The organism is Alphaproteobacteria bacterium (assembly GCA_030740435.1).
GTDB lineage: Bacteria > Pseudomonadota > Alphaproteobacteria > UBA2966 > UBA2966.
Window position 1 is genome coordinate 38,544 of sequence record JASLXG010000008.1, and the last position, 18,882, is coordinate 57,425.

At 65.9% G+C, this 18,882-nt stretch carries 20 protein-coding genes; 11 read left to right on the top strand and 9 right to left on the bottom strand.

The window, feature by feature from the left end:
* Positions 1 to 133 precede the first annotated feature (133 nt).
* The gene (locus QGG75_01180; GenBank protein MDP6065859.1) at positions 134 to 1,384 is read right to left on the bottom strand and encodes a branched-chain amino acid ABC transporter substrate-binding protein; all 1,251 of its coding nucleotides are present in this window, start codon (positions 1,382 to 1,384) and stop codon (positions 134 to 136) included.
* Between the two features lie 180 nt (positions 1,385 to 1,564).
* The gene (locus QGG75_01185; GenBank protein MDP6065860.1) at positions 1,565 to 2,824 is read right to left on the bottom strand and encodes an EF-hand domain-containing protein; all 1,260 of its coding nucleotides are present in this window, start codon (positions 2,822 to 2,824) and stop codon (positions 1,565 to 1,567) included.
* Positions 2,825 to 2,939: 115 nt separating this feature from the next.
* Here QGG75_01185 and QGG75_01190 point away from each other — a divergent pair, with 115 nt between their 5' ends.
* A complete protein-coding gene (locus QGG75_01190) occupies positions 2,940 to 4,208 on the top strand; it encodes an MFS transporter (GenBank protein MDP6065861.1) in 1,269 nt (422 codons plus the stop codon).
* A 3-nt stretch (positions 4,209 to 4,211) separates the two neighbouring features.
* On the opposite strand, the gene QGG75_01195 is transcribed toward QGG75_01190, so the two are convergent.
* From QGG75_01195 to QGG75_01215, 5 genes are all read right to left on the bottom strand, one after another.
* Positions 4,212 to 4,961 carry a hypothetical protein gene (locus QGG75_01195; protein ID MDP6065862.1) on the bottom strand — a complete coding sequence of 250 codons (750 nt, stop codon included), beginning with the start codon at positions 4,959 to 4,961 and terminating at the stop codon, positions 4,212 to 4,214.
* Between the two features lie 2 nt (positions 4,962 to 4,963).
* Complete coding sequence (locus QGG75_01200) at positions 4,964 to 6,145, bottom strand: acetyl-CoA C-acyltransferase (GenBank protein MDP6065863.1); 1,182 nt, start codon at positions 6,143 to 6,145, stop codon at positions 4,964 to 4,966.
* 32 nt (positions 6,146 to 6,177) lie between these two features.
* Complete coding sequence (locus QGG75_01205) at positions 6,178 to 7,098, bottom strand: SDR family NAD(P)-dependent oxidoreductase (GenBank protein MDP6065864.1); 921 nt, start codon at positions 7,096 to 7,098, stop codon at positions 6,178 to 6,180.
* Between the two features lie 24 nt (positions 7,099 to 7,122).
* On the bottom strand, positions 7,123 to 7,581 hold the full coding sequence (locus QGG75_01210) for a MaoC family dehydratase (GenBank protein MDP6065865.1): 459 nt from the start codon (positions 7,579 to 7,581) through the stop codon (positions 7,123 to 7,125).
* 74 nt (positions 7,582 to 7,655) lie between these two features.
* Positions 7,656 to 7,979, bottom strand: coding sequence for an NIPSNAP family protein (locus QGG75_01215; GenBank protein ID MDP6065866.1), 324 nt, complete (start codon positions 7,977 to 7,979; stop codon positions 7,656 to 7,658).
* Between the two features lie 52 nt (positions 7,980 to 8,031).
* Between QGG75_01215 and QGG75_01220 the strand changes: the two genes are divergently transcribed.
* The 8 genes from QGG75_01220 (at position 8,032) to QGG75_01255 (ending at position 14,885) form a co-directional block, all read left to right on the top strand.
* Complete coding sequence (locus tag QGG75_01220; GenBank protein MDP6065867.1) at positions 8,032 to 8,820, top strand: enoyl-CoA hydratase/isomerase family protein; 789 nt, start codon at positions 8,032 to 8,034, stop codon at positions 8,818 to 8,820.
* A 7-nt stretch (positions 8,821 to 8,827) separates the two neighbouring features.
* A complete protein-coding gene (locus QGG75_01225; protein MDP6065868.1) occupies positions 8,828 to 9,988 on the top strand; it encodes an acetyl-CoA acetyltransferase in 1,161 nt (386 codons plus the stop codon).
* Positions 9,989 to 9,990: 2 nt separating this feature from the next.
* Positions 9,991 to 10,416 (top strand): Zn-ribbon domain-containing OB-fold protein, encoded by a 426-nt coding sequence (locus QGG75_01230; protein MDP6065869.1) that lies wholly within the window; start codon positions 9,991 to 9,993, stop codon positions 10,414 to 10,416.
* Between the two features lie 21 nt (positions 10,417 to 10,437).
* The gene (locus tag QGG75_01235; protein ID MDP6065870.1) at positions 10,438 to 11,334 is read left to right on the top strand and encodes a sugar kinase; all 897 of its coding nucleotides are present in this window, start codon (positions 10,438 to 10,440) and stop codon (positions 11,332 to 11,334) included.
* Entirely contained in the window at positions 11,331 to 11,972 is a 642-nt protein-coding gene (gene eda / locus QGG75_01240) for a bifunctional 4-hydroxy-2-oxoglutarate aldolase/2-dehydro-3-deoxy-phosphogluconate aldolase (GenBank protein MDP6065871.1), read from the top strand. Before QGG75_01235 ends, eda begins: the two co-directional genes overlap by 4 nt.
* A gap of 66 nt (positions 11,973 to 12,038) precedes the next feature.
* On the top strand, positions 12,039 to 12,818 hold the full coding sequence (locus tag QGG75_01245) for an enoyl-CoA hydratase-related protein (GenBank protein MDP6065872.1): 780 nt from the start codon (positions 12,039 to 12,041) through the stop codon (positions 12,816 to 12,818).
* A gap of 2 nt (positions 12,819 to 12,820) precedes the next feature.
* Positions 12,821 to 14,029: a CoA transferase gene (locus QGG75_01250; protein MDP6065873.1), complete on the top strand. Its 1,209-nt coding sequence runs from the start codon at positions 12,821 to 12,823 to the stop codon at positions 14,027 to 14,029.
* A complete protein-coding gene (locus tag QGG75_01255; protein ID MDP6065874.1) occupies positions 14,022 to 14,885 on the top strand; it encodes an amidohydrolase family protein in 864 nt (287 codons plus the stop codon). Before QGG75_01250 ends, QGG75_01255 begins: the two co-directional genes overlap by 8 nt.
* Before the next feature lie 225 nt (positions 14,886 to 15,110).
* Here the strand turns inward: QGG75_01255 and ccrA are convergent, their stop codons facing one another.
* Positions 15,111 to 16,379 (bottom strand): crotonyl-CoA carboxylase/reductase, encoded by a 1,269-nt coding sequence (ccrA, locus tag QGG75_01260; protein ID MDP6065875.1) that lies wholly within the window; start codon positions 16,377 to 16,379, stop codon positions 15,111 to 15,113.
* A gap of 115 nt (positions 16,380 to 16,494) precedes the next feature.
* The gene (locus tag QGG75_01265; protein MDP6065876.1) at positions 16,495 to 17,622 is read right to left on the bottom strand and encodes a nitronate monooxygenase family protein; all 1,128 of its coding nucleotides are present in this window, start codon (positions 17,620 to 17,622) and stop codon (positions 16,495 to 16,497) included.
* A 73-nt stretch (positions 17,623 to 17,695) separates the two neighbouring features.
* Between QGG75_01265 and QGG75_01270 the strand changes: the two genes are divergently transcribed.
* Together QGG75_01270 and QGG75_01275 are read left to right on the top strand one after the other, a co-directional pair.
* Positions 17,696 to 18,151, top strand: a complete 456-nt coding sequence (locus QGG75_01270; protein ID MDP6065877.1) for a MaoC family dehydratase N-terminal domain-containing protein — start codon at positions 17,696 to 17,698, stop codon at positions 18,149 to 18,151.
* 5 nt (positions 18,152 to 18,156) lie between these two features.
* A complete protein-coding gene (locus QGG75_01275) occupies positions 18,157 to 18,570 on the top strand; it encodes a hypothetical protein (protein ID MDP6065878.1) in 414 nt (137 codons plus the stop codon).
* Positions 18,571 to 18,882: the final 312 nt, after the last annotated feature.

Consider the following 18,882-nt stretch of genomic DNA (forward strand, 5'->3'; position numbering starts at 1 on the left):
CCTGGAGAAGGATGGTGCAGGCGACCATGCAGGCTGCCGGCAAAGGCGCGCAAGGGGCCGGCCGGCAGCTCGGGATGGGGCTGACGGCCGGCCTTGCGCAATTACGCGGGAAAAGACCCTGGGACTTGTGGACCTAGGATGAGGGCCGCTTCATCTTGCAGGAATGCCCGATGGCCGCCTTTTCCAAGGATACCGAGGATTCGGTGTAGAGACCGAAGCCTGAGCCGTCCAAGTCCCACTTGATGTTCTCGTTGGTATGAACGCTGATCTGAATCGGCATCAGCGCCTGGTGGTCGCCCTTGCGCATGACCACCTTGTCGCCGGCCAGGGTCCTGTGCTCCATGCCCTCGAAGGCCATTGCCACCTTGAAAGGATCGGCACTGCCCGCCGTCTCGACGGCGGCCGCGAACATGCGCAGCGCATAGATGATGCGCGCCTGCGACAGATCCTTCTTGGGGTACTTGGCCTTGTAGGCGCCGACGTAGTCGTCATATGCCTTGGTCACTGTGGGGTTCGAGTGCCCTTCGCTGACCAGCCGGATGCGGCCCTTGCCGCTGGGGCCGATGGCTGCCGTGATACCGGTGCCGGCGGCGTAGTAGGTATAGAACTGGACATTCAGGCCGGCGCTACCCGCGGCCTTGGCCAGGTTGACCATGTCGGCACCCCAGTTGCCGGTGATCACGGCCTGGGCGCCCGACGCCTTGATCTTGGTGATGTAGGGCGTGAAATCCTTGACCTTGCCGATGGGGTGAAGCTCGTTGCCGACGATCTTGATGTTGCTCTTCTCGCCCAGGTACTTGACGGCGGCCGCGGCCACGGCTTTGCCGAAGGAATAGTCCTGGCCGATGATGTAGATCTTGTCGATGCCTTTATTGGCGACGATGACGTCGGTGAGCGCATTCATCTTCATGTCGGCGTTGGCGTCGAAGCGGAAGTGCCAGAAATTGCATTTCTTGTTGGTCAGCGCCGGGTCGACCGCCGAATAGTTCATGAACAACACGCGCTTGCCGGGATTGCGCTTGTTGTGCTTGCGCACGGCATCGGTGAGGGCGTTGGCGACGCCCGAGGAGTTGCCCTGGGCGATGAAGTTGATGCCCTGGCCAATGACGTTCTTGAGCTGGATCAGGCTTTCCTTGGGGCTGATCTTGTTGTCGAAGCCGACCACCTCGATCATGCGCCCGCCCAGCAACCCGCCCTTGGAGTTGACGAAGGTGTCGGCGGCGAAGCGCCACTCCCTGAGGCCGTTCTCGCCGACCGCCGAGAAGGGGCCGGACAGCGGATCGATGAAGCCGATCTTGATGGGCTCGGCGGCCCAGGCCGAGGCGGCCAACAGGGCGCCGGTGGCGGCCGTGGCAACCGTTAGTCCCAGTTTGTGAAACTGCATGGCATTCTCCCTATGGGGGGGTGTGGGTTTCGTATGTTTTTTGCACCCGGCGACACGGACAGCGAACCCAACGCCTAGGCGTCGAACACCGTCAAGTACCGCCAAATCACCCTGATTGATGTCTGGCTGACAACCGTCAGTTTGTCCGTGGGAAAATCGCTTGTCAACCGAAGTGCGGCACTAGAAGGTCGCGAACCCCTTGGGCCAGAGCTGGACCCCGATTACCTGCCACTCGTGATAGAGTTTCTTTGGAAGTTTATAAGGCTGACATTTGGCAAAGGCCTTGATCGCGGCGTCATGAACGATCTCCCAGCCCACTGCTTTTTTGCGCTTATTGGCCTGCATGTCGGCCATCTCCAGGTATCCGTTTTCGTCCAACTGCAGGCGGTATTGTAGTAACGGCGTGGAATCCCCGGTGCCCCTCGGTTGGTTGTCCCAGCAGCGACTAAATCGCGTGTGGAAGGATCGTTTTACCGGGGGCGACATCTTCCCCTTGCGATACCTGAGGCGCAGGCCGTCTTTTGACCTGAAATTCTTGATTTGCTGAGCCTTGATCGTTGGCGCCTTGCCCTGCTTCGCCTTGATCCGGATTTTCGCGACCTGCCGCAGGCCTTGGGGACTGAACGCCACGTCCATCTCCTTCCAGCCATCGTAGTCCGCCAGCGGCAGCTCATAAGGCTGGCAGTCGGCGATGGCCGCCAGACCACGGCTCCTGATGACCTTGTAAAGGTGCGAGGCTTGTTCCTTGCGGCTGTGGCTGCTGCGTCGTCTGGGGTCGCGGGCCAGGAAGCCGTTGGTCTTGAGTTTGACGCGGTAGATGATTAGCGGCGTATTGGCCTGGCCGGCGCTGGAGATGGGCTGCCAGCATTGGCCGGCCAGGCGCAGAAAGGCCAAGTAAGGCGGTTCGGATTGATCCCTGGCGGCGGGAGCCGGGGCCGGGGCCGGATGAGGGGCCGGCGGCCCCTTCATGGCACCGCCTGCCACGGCACCGGCCAGCGCCGCGGCCTGGCCGGCGGTCTGTTCGAAAGCCTGGCGCAGGCGCACCAGCAGGGGCTCCATGCCGGCCTCGCCGGCGTCCCGGTAGAACTCCTTGCGGGCCACTTGGCCGTCGCCGTCGTAATCGAAATTCTTGATGAAGACCCGCGCCCCCAACGGCCCGCCGATGACGCTGGCCAGCAGGCGGTCGGCGGCGCTCGATTCCGCCGGCGGGCGGTGTTGGCCGCCGATGGCAAAGCGGAAGAAGCGCGTGATCTCGGCTACCGTCAGGCGACCGTCGGCGTTTATGTCGACGAAAGTCCAGAGCGCCCCCTCGCAGCCCGCCTTGTCGGCCTGGCAAGCGGCCGAGATGCGCTCGAATTCGGCCCCCGGGTCAGCCCCCCGGGCCGGCGCACCGGGGACGAGCAAAAGAATGCCAAAAAAGCTGAGGGCCAGGATGCGCACGGTGGGTCGGGTTTCCTTGAATGGGCCGGAAACCCAGGGTACGTCCGATCGACCTCGGCTGTCGATCTATCGAATTGCTGGCCGCATGCGGGCGATTGGCGTAGGGTGTTGGTTCATGAACAGCGTGCGAGCTTCCCTCTTTGCCGCCGTGCAACGGCGGTTTTTCTTTGGCTGGGCGGTTCTGGCCGTCGCCGCCGTCAGCTTTTTCGCCAGCGGTCCCGGCCAGTCCCACACCTTCAGCGTCTTCATCGAACCCCTGAGCCGGGACCTGGGCATGGCCCAGACCTCGATCGCCTCGGCTTATGCCATCGCCACCCTGGTGGCGGCCTTGGGCCTGCCGCGCATGGGCGGGCTGGTGGATCGTTATGGCGTCTGGCGGGTGATGCTGGTGGTGTCCGTGCTGCTGGGTTTGGCCTGTGTCGCTTTCGGCACCGTCAGCGGTGGCATCACCCTGGCGCTGGGTTTTGCCGCGCTGCGCTTTCTCGGCCAAGGCTCGCTGATGCTGTTTTGCGCCAACCTGGTGGCTCAGTGGTTCCACCGGAAGCGCGGCTTCGCCATGAGCATCATGGCGCTCGGCTTCTCGGCCTCGATGGCGCTGCATCCGCCGTTGGTGCAGTGGCTGGTCGACAGCGTCGGTTGGCGCCAGGCCTGGCTCTGGCTCGGCATCATGACCTGGGCCATTCTGCTGCCGCTGGTCCTGCTGCTGGTCCACAACAAGCCCGAGGACTGCGGCCTGTTGCCCGATGGCGATGCGCCCGAGACGGCGGCGGGGGAGGAATCGGCCGCCGCCGTGGCCGGCTTGACGCTCAAGCAGGCCATACGCACAGGGGCCTTCTGGATCATTTCAGTCAGCCTGTTCACCCCGGCGGCGCTGGTCACGGCGCTGTTTTTCTTCCAGGTCTCGATCTTTCAGTCCCAGGGGCTGAGCCAGCAGATGGCGGCCCAGATCTTCACCGTCTCGGGGGTCATGATGGTGCTGGCGATACCCGTCTTCGGCCGCATCCTCGACCGCTTTCCCACGCAATACGTGTTTGCCGGGGCGCTGGTGTTGCTGTCGCTGACGATGCTCACCGCCTCGCTGGTCGATAACATCGTCACGGCGCTGATCTACGGGGCGCTATTTGGCGCCAACAACGCCACCAACATCACCTTCTTCAGCTACATTTGGGCGCGCTATTTCGGCCGCAAGCACCTGGGCTCGGTGCAGGGCGCCGGCCAGATGATCGGCGTCGTCGGCGCCTCGGTGGGGCCGCTGCCCTTCGGCCTGGCCTTCGACCTCAGCGGCAGCTACATCGCCACCTTGCAGATCCTGGCCCTGGTGCCGCTGGGCTGCTCCGTACTGGCGTTATTTCTGCGTACGCCGTCGTGGGATGTCGAGGATTAGCCCTCAGAGCATCCTCTCCAACGCCACACCGCGCACGTCCATCTCGAATTCCAGCAACTCCACCGGCGGCCGGGTGTAGTGCCAGGTCAGGCCCCTGGCGGCGGCGCCGCGGGCCACGATCTGGTCGGCCAGGAAGGGGTGGAGATCGTGGATGGTATAGGCTTGGACGGCGCTGGCATTGCCCCAACTCACGCCCAACGCCGCCATGCGCGCCTCCATCGCGTCCAGCACGAAGCAGGCCTTTTCACGCAAGGCATCGGCTGAGGTCTCGCCCTCACGCACGATGCGGTTCTCGTAGCTTCCCGTGCCCTCGGCGGCCTCGGCCGAGCCGGCGACCACGAAGTTGGGGCCGGCGGCGCTGCCCGGAACGGTGTAGCTGAAGGCCACGAAGCTGGGCTCCGGCGGCGGCTCGATCTCGGGGCAGACGTTGGAGCGCGCCACCGGGTTTTCCTCGTCGTGGAAAATGCCCCAGCGTTCCAGGGTGCCGACGTAGACCCGGTTGAAGGCGACGAACCCCTCGGCCGTGAAAGGGGCGGGCGAGCGCAGCTCGCAGGCACAGAAGGCGGTCAGCGGCCGGCCCTGCGCCTTGAGGTGCGCCTCGATGGCCGCGAAACCCTCGACGATCGGCAGGGGTCGGGCGAAGCTAGCGCGCTCGACTACGAACCCCGCTTCCGCCGCCACCCCGCCCGAATACTGGAAGGGGCCGCGGACGTAGCGATAGCCGCCGGGTTCGAAGAGTGCCGTTTGCGCCATCTTTAGGCCACTTCGAACAACCCGGCCGCCCCCATGCCGCCGCCGATGCACATGGTCGAGACGACGTACTTGGCGCCGCGCCGTTTGCCCTCGATCAGGCTGTGCGGCACCATGCGGGCGCCGGACATGCCGTAGGGGTGGCCGATCGAGATGGCGCCGCCGTTGACGTTGAGGATGTCGTTGGAGATGCCCAGGCGGTCGCGGCAGTAGATGACCTGCACGGCGAAGGCCTCGTTCAATTCCCAAAGATCGATGTCGTCGACCTTGAGGCCGTGGCTCTGCAGCAGCTTGGGCACGGCGAAGACCGGGCCGATGCCCATCTCGTCGGGCTGGCAGCCGGCCACGGCCAGGCCGCGGTAGTAGCCCAGGGGCTCCAATCCGCGTTGCTCGGCCAGCTTGGCGTCCATCACCACCGAGGCGGCGGCGGCGTCGGAAAGCTGGCTGGCGTTGCCGGCCGTGATGTTGCCGCCCTCGAACACGGGCTTCAGGTTCTGCAAACCCTCGAGCGTGGTATCGGGCCGGTTGCCCTCGTCCTTGGCCAGCGTCACCTCCTCGTAGGCCACCTCGCCCGAGGCCTTGTCGACCAGCATCTTGGTCGCCGTCATGGCCACCACCTCGTCGTCGAAGTGGCCCGCCTCTTGCCCGGCGGCGGTGCGCTGCTGGCTTTGCAAGCCGTATTCGTCCATCCGCTCGCGGCTGATACCGTAGCGTTCGGCCACCACCTCGGCGGTCTGCAGCATGGGCATGTAGATGTCTTTGGCGCGTGCAAGGACGCTCTCGTTGGCCGCCCGGTGGCTGTTGGCGTGTTCGTTCTGCACCAGGCTGATGCTGTCGAGGCCGCCGCCGACGCAGATCGGCATGTCGTCGTGCAGCACCTGCTTGGCCGCCGTGGCGATGGCCATCATGCCCGACGAGCATTGGCGGTCGATGGTCATGCCGCTGACCTCGACCGGCAGGCCGGCGGCCAGCAACGCCTGGCGCGCCGTGTTGAGGCCGGTGGTGCCCTGTTGCATGGCGCAACCCAGCACCACGTCGTCGATCTCGCCGGGTTCGACGCCGGCGCGTTCGACGGCGTGCTTGATGGCGTGGCCGGCCAGGGCCGGGCCCTCGGTGTTGTTGAAGGCGCCGCGATAGGCCCGGCCGATGGGGGTGCGCGCCGTCGACACGATGACTGCTTCTTTCATTTCAAGTTCTCCGTTGCTTGCTGTACCGCCGGCTAGGAAACGTCGAGGCCCAGGGCCTCGGCCGCCGCGGTGACGAATTTTTCGGTTTGGTCGAAGGCGCCGCCAAGCTCGCGCTGGGCCGATGGCTCGCTGACCTCGGCCCAGCGGCTGGCCACGGCCTCGGCGCTGATCTCGTCGGGTCCCAGCACGATGCCGCCGGTCTCGTAGATGCGCACCAGCGAAAAGGTGCCGCCGCCGGCGGCCAGGATCTCCTTGGCGGGCGCCTCCTCGCTGACCAGCACCAATAGCCCGGGGGTAATCGATTCGGGTGTCAGCAGCTCATAGATCTTGGGCGGCACCAGGCCTTCGGTCATGCGCGTGCCGGCACTGGGCGACAGCGTGTTGACACGGATGTCGTACTTGGCCCCCTCGTGATGCAGCACGTTCATCAGGCCGACCACGGCCATCTTGGCGGCGCCGTAGTTGGCCTGGCCGAAATTGCCGTAAAGCCCCGCCGAAGACGTGGTGACGACGATCCGGCCATAGCTCTGCTCGCGCATGATGGGCCATACCGCCTGGCTGCAGTGCACGCTGCCCATCAAGTGGACGTCGAGCACGGTGCGGTAGTCCTCCATGGTCATCTTGGCAAACGACTTGTCGCGCAGGATGCCGGCGTTGTTGACCAGGATGTCGATGCGCCCCCAGCGCTCCATGGCCTGGGCCACCATGGCCTCGACCTGGTCGGGCTTGGCCACGTTGGCGCCGTTGGCCAGCGCCTCGCCACCCTGGGCCTCGATTTCCGCCACCACGGCCTGGGTCGCTTCGCTAGAGCCGCCGGTGCCGTCGGTGGCGGCGCCCAGGTCGTTGACCACCACCTTGGCCCCGCGTTCGGCCAGCGCCAGCGCGTGGCTCCGCCCCAGCCCCTGGCCGGCGCCAGTGACGATGGCGACGCGATCATCGAAACGAATGGTCATGATTTTTCCTTTCCCGGGCTGGCCCTATTGGGTGATGAACATGGCCAGCGATTCGGCCACCAGGGCCGGCTTTTCCTCACCCTTGATCTCGATGGTGACGTCGGTGGTGACGAGCAACTGGCCCGGCTGCTTTTCCTCGGCGCCGAGCATCTTGACCCGGGCCCGCACCTCGCTTCCCACCTTGACAGGATTCAGGAACCGCACCTTGTTGAGGCCGTAATTGATGCCCATGACGACGTTTTCGGGCTCCACCCGCACCTGGCTGGCCAGATGCGGGATCAGCGACAACGTCAGGAATCCGTGGGCGATGGTGGTGCCGAAGGGCGTTTCCTTGGCGCGTTCCTCGTCGACGTGGATGTACTGGTGGTCCAGCGTGGCGTCAGCGAACTCGTTGATGCGGGCCTGGTCGACGGTAACCCAGTCCGAAGTGCCGAGATCCTTGCCGATGTACGAGGCGAGCTCTTCCTTGGCGACCGTGGTCATATGCTGTCCTCCGTGCTCTGCATGCAAGAGGCAGGCCCGATGGCCTGCCCCCCAGCAAAAAGCTTAGCAGAGAATCAGCGCGGCGACGGGAAGAAATCCACCGGCACCATGAGCTTGTTTTCCTGGCTTTCCAGAGCTCCCAGCTTGGCGCTGGCCTGGGTGTAGGCGATCCAGTCGGCGTCGGCCCAAAGATCGGTGCGCTTGGCCTCGCGGTCGGCGGCGCTTTCGTAAACCCAGATGTGGACGTATTCGTTGGGGTTGCCGGTCTCGGTGGTCATGTAGGCCAGCGGCTGGCCCAGGTTGCGGCTTTGCGGTCCGGCGCCCTTTTCGGCATAGAGCGCGAGGTGGGCCTTGATGGTTCCCGGCTTGCAGCGGTAGGTGCGGACGTCGAGCAGCATTTTTTTCTCCCTGACTTTTCCCGTGACGTGGTGCCCAGGCTATAGTGGGTCCATGACATACCAGAACATTCTCTTCGAACGCCAGGATCGGGTGGCCAAGCTGACTTTGAACCGGCCCGACAGCCTGAATCCGCTGAGTTGGGACACCATCAAGGAACTGGCCGCCGCCTTCGCCGAGATCGATGCCGATCCCGAGATCGTCATCGTCGTGCTGACCGGCGCCGGCAAGGCCTTTTCGGCCGGCGGCGACCTCAAGGGCTATCTCGGGCTTTACAAGCAGCCGACCGAGTTCCGCAAGTATCTCCGCGATTTCTTCGCGCTCTGTGACCAGTTCGAGCAGAGCGACAAGATCCTCATCGCCGCCGTCAACGGCGCCTGCGTCGCGGGTGGGCTCGAGCTCTTGCTCTGCTGCGACCTGGCGGTGGCGGCCGACGAGGCGCGCATCGGCGATGGCCACCTCAATTTCGGACAACTCCCCGGGGCCGGCGGCTCGCAGCGCCTGCCCCGCGCCATCGGCGCCTTCCGGGCCAAGGAGCTGATGTTCTCAGGCCGTTTGCTCTCAGGCCCCGAGGCCGCCGCCATGGGCCTGGTCAACCGCTCGGTGCCCCGGGTACGGCTGATGGCCGAGATCGAGAGCATGATCGAGGAGTACCTGACCAAGAGCCCGGCCGGGCTGGCCGCCACCAAGCACCTGGTCAACGAGGGCCTGCGCGGCAGCCTGGAAGCGGGGCTGCAGCTCGAAATGAGCTTCGTCTACAACTGGGCCACGGCCAGCCACGACGCCACCGAGGGCCTGGTCGCCTTCGACGCAAAACGCAACCCCGACTTCAAGGGCCGTTGAGGCAGCCATGGCCTGGACCTTGCGCGACAAGTACGCCATCGCCGGCATCGGCAACACGGCGTATTCCAAGGAATCGGGGACCACGGTCCTCAATCTGGCGCTCGAGGCCTGCCGCGCGGCGCTGGCCGATGCCGGCCTCGAAGCGGCCCAGGTGGACGGCGTGGTGAGCTTCAATTTCGGCGACTCGGTGCCCTCGATGGCGGTCGCCACCGGGCTCGGCCTGCCGGCGGCGCGCTACGCCGTCGAGTTCTCGGCCGGCGGCAATGCCGCCGCCCTGATCGTCCAGACCGCCGCCGCCGCCATCGCCGCCGGCCTGGCCGAAAACGTGCTTTGTTTCCGGGCCATGAACGGGCGTTCGGGTTTCAGGCTGGGCGGCAGCCGCGACATAAATACCCTCGGCATCACGCAATACACCGCCCCCTTCGGCTGGATCACCTATCCCCAGGCCATGGCCATGTGGTGCCGGCGCCACATGATCAAGTACGGCACCAGCAGCGAGCAATTGGGCCAGGTCGCCGTGACGTGCCGGCAAAACGCCGCCCAGAACGAGCGCGCCATGATGCGAAACCCCATCACGCTGGAGGATCATCAGGCCTCGCGCCTGATCGTCGAGCCCTTCCGGCTCCTCGACATCTGCCTCGAATCGGACGGCGCCTGCGCCGTGCTGGTGACCAGCGCCGAGCGGGCCCGCGATCTCAAACAAAAACCCGTTCGCATCATGGGCGCGGCCTACGGCGGCGGCCCCAACCAGGGTGATGACCTGTTTGACGCCATGCGCTGGCCCGAACACGCCCACAACTACAGCCGCTACATCGCCGAAGACCTTTGGCGAAGCGCCGGTGTCGGCCCCGGCGACGTCGACGTGGCCGAGATCTACGATTGCTTCACCTACAGCGTGCTCATGCAGCTCGAAGGTTTCGGTTTCTGCAAAGACGGCGAGGGCGGCGACTTCGTGGCCGACGGCCATATTGCCAGCGACGGCAGCTTGCCCATCAACACCCACGGCGGGCTCTTGTCCGAGGCCTATATCCACGGCCTCAACCACGTCGTCGAGGCGGTCGAGCAGTTGCGCGGCGAGGCCGGGCCACGCCAGGTCGAGGGCGCCGAGATTGCGCTGACCACGGCCGGCGCCATGACCTGCGGCAGCGCCCTGGTGCTGGGGAACTGAGCATGACGCGGAAGCCACAGAAACCACAGAAACCAACACCCACTCTCGACGCCGATTCGCGCACCTTCTGGGAGGCCTGCGCCCGCCACGAGCTGATCATCCAGCGCTGCGCAGACTGCACTCGCCTGCGCTTTCCGCCGGTCGGGCTTTGCCCCCATTGCGGCAGCGCCTCGGTAGAGCACGTCAGGGCCTCGGGCCGCGGCCGGGTCTATAGCTGGATCGTGGTCACCCATGCCGTGCCCAAGGAGATCTACGCCGGCGAGGTGCCCTATGCCGTGGCCCTGGTCGAGCTCGAGGAAGGGGTGCGCCTGCCCACCAACATCGTCGGCTGCGACCCCGCCAAGATCAGCGCCGACATGCCGGTCGAGGTGGTGTTCGAGGAGCGGGGCGACACGACGCTGCCGCTGTTTCGGCCGCTCCGGGCCTAAGACCCTGCCGTGGAGGCCGTCGTGAAGGTCGCGGCCATCGGCGAATGCATGATCGAGATCTCGGGGCCGGCCGGCCGGGCCCGCATCGGCTTTGGCGGCGATACCCTGAATACCGCCGTCTACCTCGCCCGGGCCGGCGTTTCGGTCGATTACCTGACGGCGCTGGGCGATGATCCCTTCAGCGACGAAATGCTGCGCGCCTGGCAGGCCGAGGGCGTCGGCATCGAAGGCATCGTGCGCCGGCCGGGCCGGCTGCCCGGGCTTTATCTCATTCGCACCAATGAGGGCGGCGAGCGCAGTTTCTATTACTGGCGCGACCGGGCCCCGGCCCGCGAACTCTTTGCCGGCGACGGCGCCGCCGTGCTCGAGTCCCTGGCGGCCTACGACTGGGTCTATCTCTCCGGTATCACGCTCTCGGTAATCGGTGCGGCCGGATGCCAGGCGCTGGCGGGACGTCTGGGCGAGCTCAAGGCGGGTGGTCTGCGTCTTGCCTTCGACAGCAACTACCGGCCCCGCGGCTGGCCCGAGGCGGCGGCGGCACGGACTGAGTTCGATCGCCTGCTGCCGCTGGTCGACATCGCGCTGCCGACGCTCGACGACGAACAGGCGCTTTATGGCGACGGCGATGGCGCCGCCTGTGCCGCCCGCCACCGCGCCGCCGGGGTGGCCGAGGTCGTCGTTAAGATGGGCGCGGACGGCTGCCTGGTGGCGGCCGAGGGAGGAACAACGACCATCCCGGTGCCCGAGACCCTGGCGCCCGTCGACACCACCGGTGCCGGCGACAGCTTCAACGCCGCCTATCTGGCGGCCCGCCTGGCCGGCCGGGCCCCGGCGGCGGCCGCCGCGGCGGGCCACCAATTGGCGGCCCGGGTCATCGGCTGCCATGGCGCGATACTTCCGAAGGAAAGCCGTGAATGACTGACCGAACGACCATCGAGGAACTGCTGGCACCGGTCGCGGTGGTGCCGGTACTGACCATCGAAAACCTCTCCATTGCCGTGCCGCTGGGCCGGGCCCTGGTGGCCGGCGGCTTGACGGTGCTGGAGGTGACGCTGCGCAGCGCCGCCGCACTGGCGGCCGTTGAGGCCATGGTAGCGGCCGTCCCCGAGGCCGTGGTGGGCGTCGGCACGCTGACCGGGCCCGAGGAAATAGCCGCCGCGCGGTCCGCCGGGGCGCGCTACGCCGTCAGCCCGGGGTTCGATGCCGATCTGGTGGCAGCGGCGGCCGAGGCCGGCCTGCCCTATCTTCCCGGCGTCGCCACGGCCTCCGAAGTGCAGCGCGCCCGGAGGCTCGGCCTCACGACTTTGAAATTCTTCCCGGCCGAGCCGGCCGGCGGCAGCGCCGCGTTACGGGCCTTCGCCGGGCCTTTCCCGGAACTTCGATTCTGTCCCACGGGCGGCATCGACCAGTCCAACGCGGCGGAATATTTGGCCCTCGACAACGTCGTCTGCGTCGGCGGCTCCTGGCCGGCGCCGACGGAGCTGCTGGCGGCGGGCGACTGGCAGGCCATCGAGGACCGCGCCCGCCAGGCGGCGGCGCTGGGTGCCCATCGTTGACAACGACCGGCCCGGCCCGCAGATTTCCCCCCGGCGCACGCGGCGCGCCGTTTGGCGGAGAGTTCCATGTCTGGTGACGTTCTACTGGCCCGTGACGGGGGCATCGTGACGGTGACCTTGAGCGCGCCCGAGCGGCGCAATGCGCTGAATGTTTTCATGTGGCGCAGACTCGGTGAGATTCTCGCCGAACTCGAATCCGACGGTACGGTGCGCTGCGTCGTGCTGCGCGGCGCCGGCGACGAGGCCTTTGCCGCCGGGGCCGATATTTCGGAATTCGAGACCGAGCGCTCAACGGCCGAACAGGCCCGCGCCTACGCCCTCAAGACCCACGGCACGCTGCGCACCTTGGCCGCGCTGCGCCATCCCGTGATCGCCATGATCGGCGGCGTCTGCGTCGGCGGCGGACTCGAGCTGGCGGCCTGTTGCGATTTGCGCATCTCCGGCGAATCGGGCCGTTTCGGCATCCCCGTCAAGCGCCTGGGCCTGGTCGTGGCGATCGACGAGATGCAGCCGCTGATCGAGATCGTGGGCAAGGCGGCGGCGCTGGAGATCCTGCTCGAGGGCCGCGTTTTCGGCGCCGAGGAGGCCCTGGGAAAACGCCTGGTCAATCGTGTCGTGCCCGATTACGACCTCGAACCCGCGACCTATGCCAGTGCGCGGCGCATCGCCGAAGGCGCGCCGCTGACAGCGCGCTGGCACAAACAGTTCGTCAACCGCCTGATGGACCCGGCCCCGCTGACCGAGGCCGAGCGCGACGAGAGCTACGATTGCTTCGCCACCGAGGATTTCCAGATCGGCTACCACGCCTTCCTGGCCAAGAAGAACCCCGAATTCGAAGGGCGCTGAAGATGGAACCTTTCGGCCCGCTCGAGGGCGTCAAGGTGATCGAGCTCTGCCACGTCATGGCCGGCCCCACCTGCGGCCTGATGCTGGCCGACATGGGCGCCGACGTGATCAAGGTCGAGAAACTCGAGGGCGACGACACGCGGCACACGCTGCCGCCCGACGTCAACGGCGAATCGGCGGCGTTTTTGATGATGAACCGCAACAAGCGCGGCATGGTCATCGATCTCAAGACCGAGGATGGCAAAGGCGTGCTGCGGAAGCTCCTCGAGACCGCCGACGTGGTGACCGAGAACTACCGCCCCGACACCATGGCCAAACTCGGTTTCGATTTCGAGACGCTGCGGAAAACCAATCCCGGCCTGATCTACGGCGCCATCTCCGGCTTCGGGCGCACCGGGCCCTATGCCTTGCGCGGCGGTTTCGATCTGGTGGCCCAGGGCTATTCCGGGCTGATGTCAATCACCGGCGAGGGACCCGAACGGCCGCCGGTCAAGGTCGGCGCGCCGGTGGCCGACATCACCGCCGGCATCCTGCTGGCCATGGGAATTCTGGCCGCCTATACGCGGCGGCTGAAAACCGGCGAAGGCCAGATGGTCGACACCTCGCTGATGGAGGCCGGCATCGTCCATACCTATTGGCAATCGGCCATCAGCTTCGCCACTGGTGATCCGCCCCGCGCCATGGGTTCGGCCCATCCCTTGAACGCGCCCTACCAGGCGATTCGTACCCAGGACGGCTATTTCAATCTCGGCGCCGCCAACCCGCGCACTTGGGGTCTCATGGTCGAGGCCATCGGCCGGCCGGAATTGGCCCAGGATGCGCGTTTTGCCGACAACGAGGGCCGCATGGCCAACCGGGCGGAACTGATCGCCGAGCTCGAAGCCGTCTTCACCACCAAGACCAGCGCCCAATGGCTGGAAATCCTGGAAGCAGCTCGCGTTCCGGCCGGCCCCATCCTCGACGTGGCCGAGATGCACGCGAACGAACAGGTGCTGGCCCGCGACATGGTGCTGGAGACCGACCACCCGCTGGCCGGGCGGGTGCGAACCCTGGGCCCGCCGGTCAAGTTCGGCACAACACCGGGCGGCGTCCACCGGCCGGCCCCCACCTTCGGCCAGCACACCCGCGAGGTGCTCCTGGAATACGGCTACGCCACCGCCGAGATTGAGGAACTGGCGGCCTCCGGCGCTATCGTGCTGGGCGATGCCTGAGATCGTCGACGCCCACCAGCACTTCTGGTACCTGGGGCGCAACCCCTATCCCTGGCTGCAGGACGAGTCGCTGGTGGGATTTCGTTACGGCGACAACTACGACGCCATCAAGCGCGACTACCTGCCCGACGATTACCGGCGCGACGCGGCCCGGCAGAACGTCGTCGCCACGGTGCACATGGAGGCCGAATGGGCGCGTGAGGATCCGGTGGCCGAAAGCGCCTGGTTGCAGGAGATCGCCGAACGCCACGGCTTGCCCAACGCGGTGGTGGGCTGGGCCGATTTCGCCCGCGCGGATATCGCCGAGGTGCTGGCCGGCCACGCCCAATATCCGCTCTTGCGTTCCATCCGGCAAAAGCCGGTCTCCATGGCCGACCCCCAATGGCGCCAGGGCTATGCCCTGCTCGCCCGGCACGGCTTTCATTACGACTTGCAGGCGCCGTGGAGCCAGCTCGGCGAAGCGGCGGCGCTGGCCCGGGACTTTCCCGACACCCTCATCATCCTCAACCACACCGGCCTGCCGACAGACCGCGACGAGGCGGCGCTGGCGGTGTGGCGAACCGCCATCGAGGAATTCGCCGCCGAGCCCAACACGGCCCTCAAGATCTCCGGCCTGGGCCGGGCCGGCCAGCCCTGGACAGCGGCCGCCAACCGCCGCGTGGTGCTTGATGCCATCGAGGTCTTCGGGGCCGGGCGCGCCATGTTCGCCTCCAACTGGCCGGTCGACAGCCTGGCCGCCGACAGCCTAGACACCATCTTCGATGGTTTTCAGGAAATCGTCGCCGATCTGGGCCAGGCCGAGCGCCGCCGGCTGTTTCGCGACAACGCCGTCGAGATCTACCGTATCAATCTGTGAACACTGCCTTGCCACCGGAATGTCCCGCCGAATCGCCCCACCAAGCCAAGATCGTGTAGGATTTCGCCGACACCTTCGGGGGGGCATTCGGTGAACGAGAACGGCGTTCAACGGCGGCTTTCAGCTATCCTGGCCGCCGACGTGGTGGGCTACACGCGGCTCATGGAACAGGATACCGACGGCACGGTGGCGGCCTGGCAGGCAGCAAATACTGGCACATGGGCCTTAGCCCGCGCCTTGACCCGTTTCCGTGGCGTTCACCAGACAGGCCATGTTGCCGTAGGGATGCCGGTTCTCGTGCATCAGCTGATGGGCCTGGCCTATCTCGTCGAACGGCATGGTGTCCGATAGGCAGGGGTCCACTTTCTTGTCGATGACCAGCTGGTTGGCCGCCGCCGCCTGTTCGTCGTTGGACAGGTGGCTGCCCTGGAAGCGCTTTTGCATCATCCAGTGGTAGCGCAGATCCATGCTGATGTTGTAGCCGCTGGTGCCGGCGCAGATCACGATCAGGCCACCCGTGTCACAGACGAAACCCGACGTCGGCAAGGTCGCCTCGCCCGGATGCTCGAACACGATCCGCGGGTTCTGTCGCTCTCCCAGGCAATCCCAGATGGCCTTGCCGAAGCCCCGTGCGCCCTTCATCCATTGGCCCCATTCCTGGCTCGCCGTATCGGGCATGGTGCCCCAATGGTCGAAGTCGTTGCGGTTGACCACGCCGACGGCGCCGTGGTCGAGGCAGAATTGACGTTTGGCCTCGTCGGAAACCACGGCCACGGGCTTGCCGCCGTGGGCCGCGACGATTTGCAGCGCCAAGCTGCCGAGACCGCCGGCGGCACCCCAAACCAGCACCACGTCGCCATCCTCGACGGTGTGGGGCGGCCAGCCCATCAGCATGCGATAGGCGGTGGAAGCGCAGAGCATGTAACACGCCGCCTGTTCCCAGGTCAGGTGCTTGGGCTTGGGCTGGCACTGGTGCGACTGGGCCCGGGCGAACTGGCAGTAGCTGCCGTAGTTGGTCTGGTAACCCCAGATCCGGGTGGACGGCGCCAGCATCGGATCGCGGCCCGAGAGCACCCAGGGATCGTCCGGTTCCCACCAGCCGCTGTGGACCACGACCTGGTCGCCAACGGCCACCTCGCTGACCTGGTCGCCGATGGCCCAGACGATGCCCGAGCAATCGCTGCCGCCGGCGTGAAAGTCCTCGGGCTCGCCCTTTTTCTGGCGCTCGGCGATGACGTCGACGGGATAACCGAGGGCTGCCCAGACGTTGTTGTAATTGATACCCGTCGCCATGACGTAGACCAACACGTCCTTGGGCCCCAGCGCGGGGGTCGCGATGGTCTCGCGCTGCCAGGCTTGCTCAGGCTCGCCGAAGCGGTCCTGGCGAACCACGAAGGCGTGCATCTTTTGCGGCACCACGCCCAAAGCCGGCCGCTCGCCGAGATCGAAGATTTCAGGGGCCGAATCGCCTGCCTGCGTCGTGTCCGTGTTCATGGCTCGTCCTCCCGGTACTGTACTGAGCTGTTCTGTACTTTCAGCGCATTGTAAGTGCTCTGGAACACAAAGTGCCAGCAACCATCGGCCAGCCATCCCTTTGCACCCGGGGGTACTAGGCGACAGAGACTTCCGCCCGCAGCCCTTTCAGCACCTCGATGGCACCGAGCACCATGTCCTCGAGGATTTCCGCGGCCGGGCGCCTTCGCGTCAGCATGCCACCGATCTGGCCGGCGGGATTGAACCAAAGCTCCTGGCGGTCTGTCTCTATGGCGGCCTGATGAAAGTCTTCCACCAGCACCTTTTGCACCGGTGCCTCCAGGGGCTCCAGGTCGGATTCGGCCCAGGCCCGGGTCATGGGGTTGTTGAAACTTCGGGTGGGCTTTCCCGTCCAGGCCCGGCTGACCACGAAATCGGTGGATTGGGCATCGATGATCTGCTGCTTTTGATATTCCGGAATGCCGCACTCGTCGGCCACCAGAAAAGCCGTGCCGACCCAAGCGGCCTGGGCCCCCAGCGCCAGGGCGGCGGCCACGCCGCGGCCGTCGGCAATGCCGCCGGCGGCCACCACCGGCACCGGCGCGATGGCGTCGACCAGTTGCGGGATCAGGGGAAAGCTGGCGATCGGCCCGATATGGCCGCCGGCCTCGTTGCCGCCGGCGATCACCAGGTCGGTACCGGCTTCGACCTGGCGGCGCGCATTGCGCACGTTGCCGGCGATGCCCATCAGCTTCATGCCCTGGGCGTGGGCGCGTTCCTCGATGAAGCCGGGATCACCAAGCGCGGCGACGAACAGCGGCACCTTTTCGTCGAGGATGGCGTCGAGTTGTTGGCGCATGAAGGGCTCATTGCCGACGAGTTCGTTTTCCACCGGGCGCTCGGGCAGGCCTTGCTGGGTCGTGAGCTCGGTCATGAACCGCCAATGTTCGGGATGGTCTTTCTGGATCTGCCGGCGCACCCCGGAACGCGTTGGTGCGGCTTCCGTCAGGCGCACCGGCAACAGGGTATCGACGCCGAAAGGCCGGTTGGTGAGTTTGCGGACCTCTCGTATGCGGTAACGGATTTCCTCCGCCTCGAGCGCCGCGACGCCGAGCACGCCCATGCCGCCGGCCTCGGAGACCGCGGCCACCAGCTCGGGCGGCGTGGGATTGTTGCGCCCACCCATGCCGGCGAGAAAGATGGGGTAGTCGATGCCCAACTCGTCGCAGAGCTGGTTGTGCAGGATCGGCTTGCTCGCAGACATTTTCTCTCCCCCTTGGCCCCAACCAAAGGCAAGATAGTCTCAGCCTTTTCAATTGTCAGCTTGAGGAAAGCAAATGGCGGAACTGATTACGCCGGAAATCCGTGCCTGGATCGGCCGCTCCGAGCCGCCGGTGCGGGTCGAGGTGACGCGCCGCGACATCGTCAAGTACGCCATCGCCACCGAACAGCGCCTGGCCAAGTATCGCGAGGGCGACGAGGCACCGCCCATGTTCGCCTTCGGCGCCTTCCGCGAGGTGGTGCCGCTCGACCAGCTCGGCCCCGACGGCATCGCCCGGCAGTCGCTGCTGCCGGAGCTCCCTCTGAAGCGCGTCATGGCGGGCGGCATCAAGGTGCGCTATCACCGCGCGGTACGCCCCGGTGACGTGCTGGTGGGCACGCTCCAGCTTGCCGATATCTTCGAGAAGCAGGGCTCCAGCGGTCCGCTGATCTTCGTGGTCTATGAACTGAAGGTCGAGACCGCGGACGGCGAGCCGGTGATGGACGAGAGCCAAACCCGGATCGTGAGGTGAGAACGATGCCTGATTTCGAACACATCAAAGTCGGCGATGCGCTCCCTGAACGCAGCCACAGGCCCAGCAACGTCTCGCTTTTTCTCTATAACGCGGCCATCTGGAACGCCCACCGCATCCACTACGACGAGCGCTATACCACCGAGGTCGAGAAGCACCCGGGCGTGGTCATCGACGGCCCGCTGCAGGGCGACTGGCTGACCCAGACCGTGCTGGAATGGATCGGCGAGGATGCGGTGCTGGTCGAATTCCAGTATTCCAACCGCAAGGCGTCATATCTTGGCGACAGCCTGGTATCGGGCGGCAGCGTCAGCGCCGTCGAGGCCGAGAGCCGGGAAGCCACGCTCGAGCTTTTTGTCAAGGACGCCCAGGGCGACGTCACCACACCCGGCAGCGCCATCGTGCGATTTTCTGGCTGAGCGGCCGAACGATTAATACCGAATCCGATTGATTAATTCGGATTCGGTACGAGCCGCCACACGGGCGGCGGCCAAGTGCACGGATGCGTGTCCCCCGGCAAGGGGCCAAGCAAGAATCATACGAAATTCAAATTAATCATTCGGATTTCGTATGAGATCCACCTAAGTGGCCTTAGCCCCCATTTCCCAGATGAACTCGTTAATCGATGCCCTGAGATGGAGATTATGCTATAAGAATCAATATGTTGAGGAGTTGATGGAGTGGTTGGCATGGCACACCCGATGGGTGAATCGAAACGGGACGGACTTCGG

Coding starts and splice junctions, on each gene's coding strand:
- QGG75_01255 (MDP6065874.1), top strand. CDS start 14,022: ATGCCTGAGATCGTCGACGCCCACCAGCACTTCTGGTACCTGGGGCGC.
- QGG75_01245 (MDP6065872.1), top strand. CDS start 12,039: ATGTCTGGTGACGTTCTACTGGCCCGTGACGGGGGCATCGTGACGGTG.
- QGG75_01230 (MDP6065869.1), top strand. CDS start 9,991: ATGACGCGGAAGCCACAGAAACCACAGAAACCAACACCCACTCTCGAC.
- QGG75_01250 (MDP6065873.1), top strand. CDS start 12,821: ATGGAACCTTTCGGCCCGCTCGAGGGCGTCAAGGTGATCGAGCTCTGC.
- QGG75_01205 (MDP6065864.1), bottom strand. CDS start 7,098: ATGACCATTCGTTTCGATGATCGCGTCGCCATCGTCACTGGCGCCGGC.
- QGG75_01225 (MDP6065868.1), top strand. CDS start 8,828: ATGGCCTGGACCTTGCGCGACAAGTACGCCATCGCCGGCATCGGCAAC.
- QGG75_01275 (MDP6065878.1), top strand. CDS start 18,157: ATGCCTGATTTCGAACACATCAAAGTCGGCGATGCGCTCCCTGAACGC.
- QGG75_01265 (MDP6065876.1), bottom strand. CDS start 17,622: ATGTCTGCGAGCAAGCCGATCCTGCACAACCAGCTCTGCGACGAGTTG.
- eda (MDP6065871.1), top strand. CDS start 11,331: ATGACTGACCGAACGACCATCGAGGAACTGCTGGCACCGGTCGCGGTG.
- ccrA (MDP6065875.1), bottom strand. CDS start 16,379: ATGAACACGGACACGACGCAGGCAGGCGATTCGGCCCCTGAAATCTTC.
- QGG75_01210 (MDP6065865.1), bottom strand. CDS start 7,581: ATGACCACGGTCGCCAAGGAAGAGCTCGCCTCGTACATCGGCAAGGAT.
- QGG75_01220 (MDP6065867.1), top strand. CDS start 8,032: ATGACATACCAGAACATTCTCTTCGAACGCCAGGATCGGGTGGCCAAG.
- QGG75_01195 (MDP6065862.1), bottom strand. CDS start 4,961: ATGGCGCAAACGGCACTCTTCGAACCCGGCGGCTATCGCTACGTCCGC.
- QGG75_01215 (MDP6065866.1), bottom strand. CDS start 7,979: ATGCTGCTCGACGTCCGCACCTACCGCTGCAAGCCGGGAACCATCAAG.
- QGG75_01200 (MDP6065863.1), bottom strand. CDS start 6,145: ATGAAAGAAGCAGTCATCGTGTCGACGGCGCGCACCCCCATCGGCCGG.
- QGG75_01270 (MDP6065877.1), top strand. CDS start 17,696: ATGGCGGAACTGATTACGCCGGAAATCCGTGCCTGGATCGGCCGCTCC.
- QGG75_01180 (MDP6065859.1), bottom strand. CDS start 1,384: ATGCAGTTTCACAAACTGGGACTAACGGTTGCCACGGCCGCCACCGGC.
- QGG75_01190 (MDP6065861.1), top strand. CDS start 2,940: ATGAACAGCGTGCGAGCTTCCCTCTTTGCCGCCGTGCAACGGCGGTTT.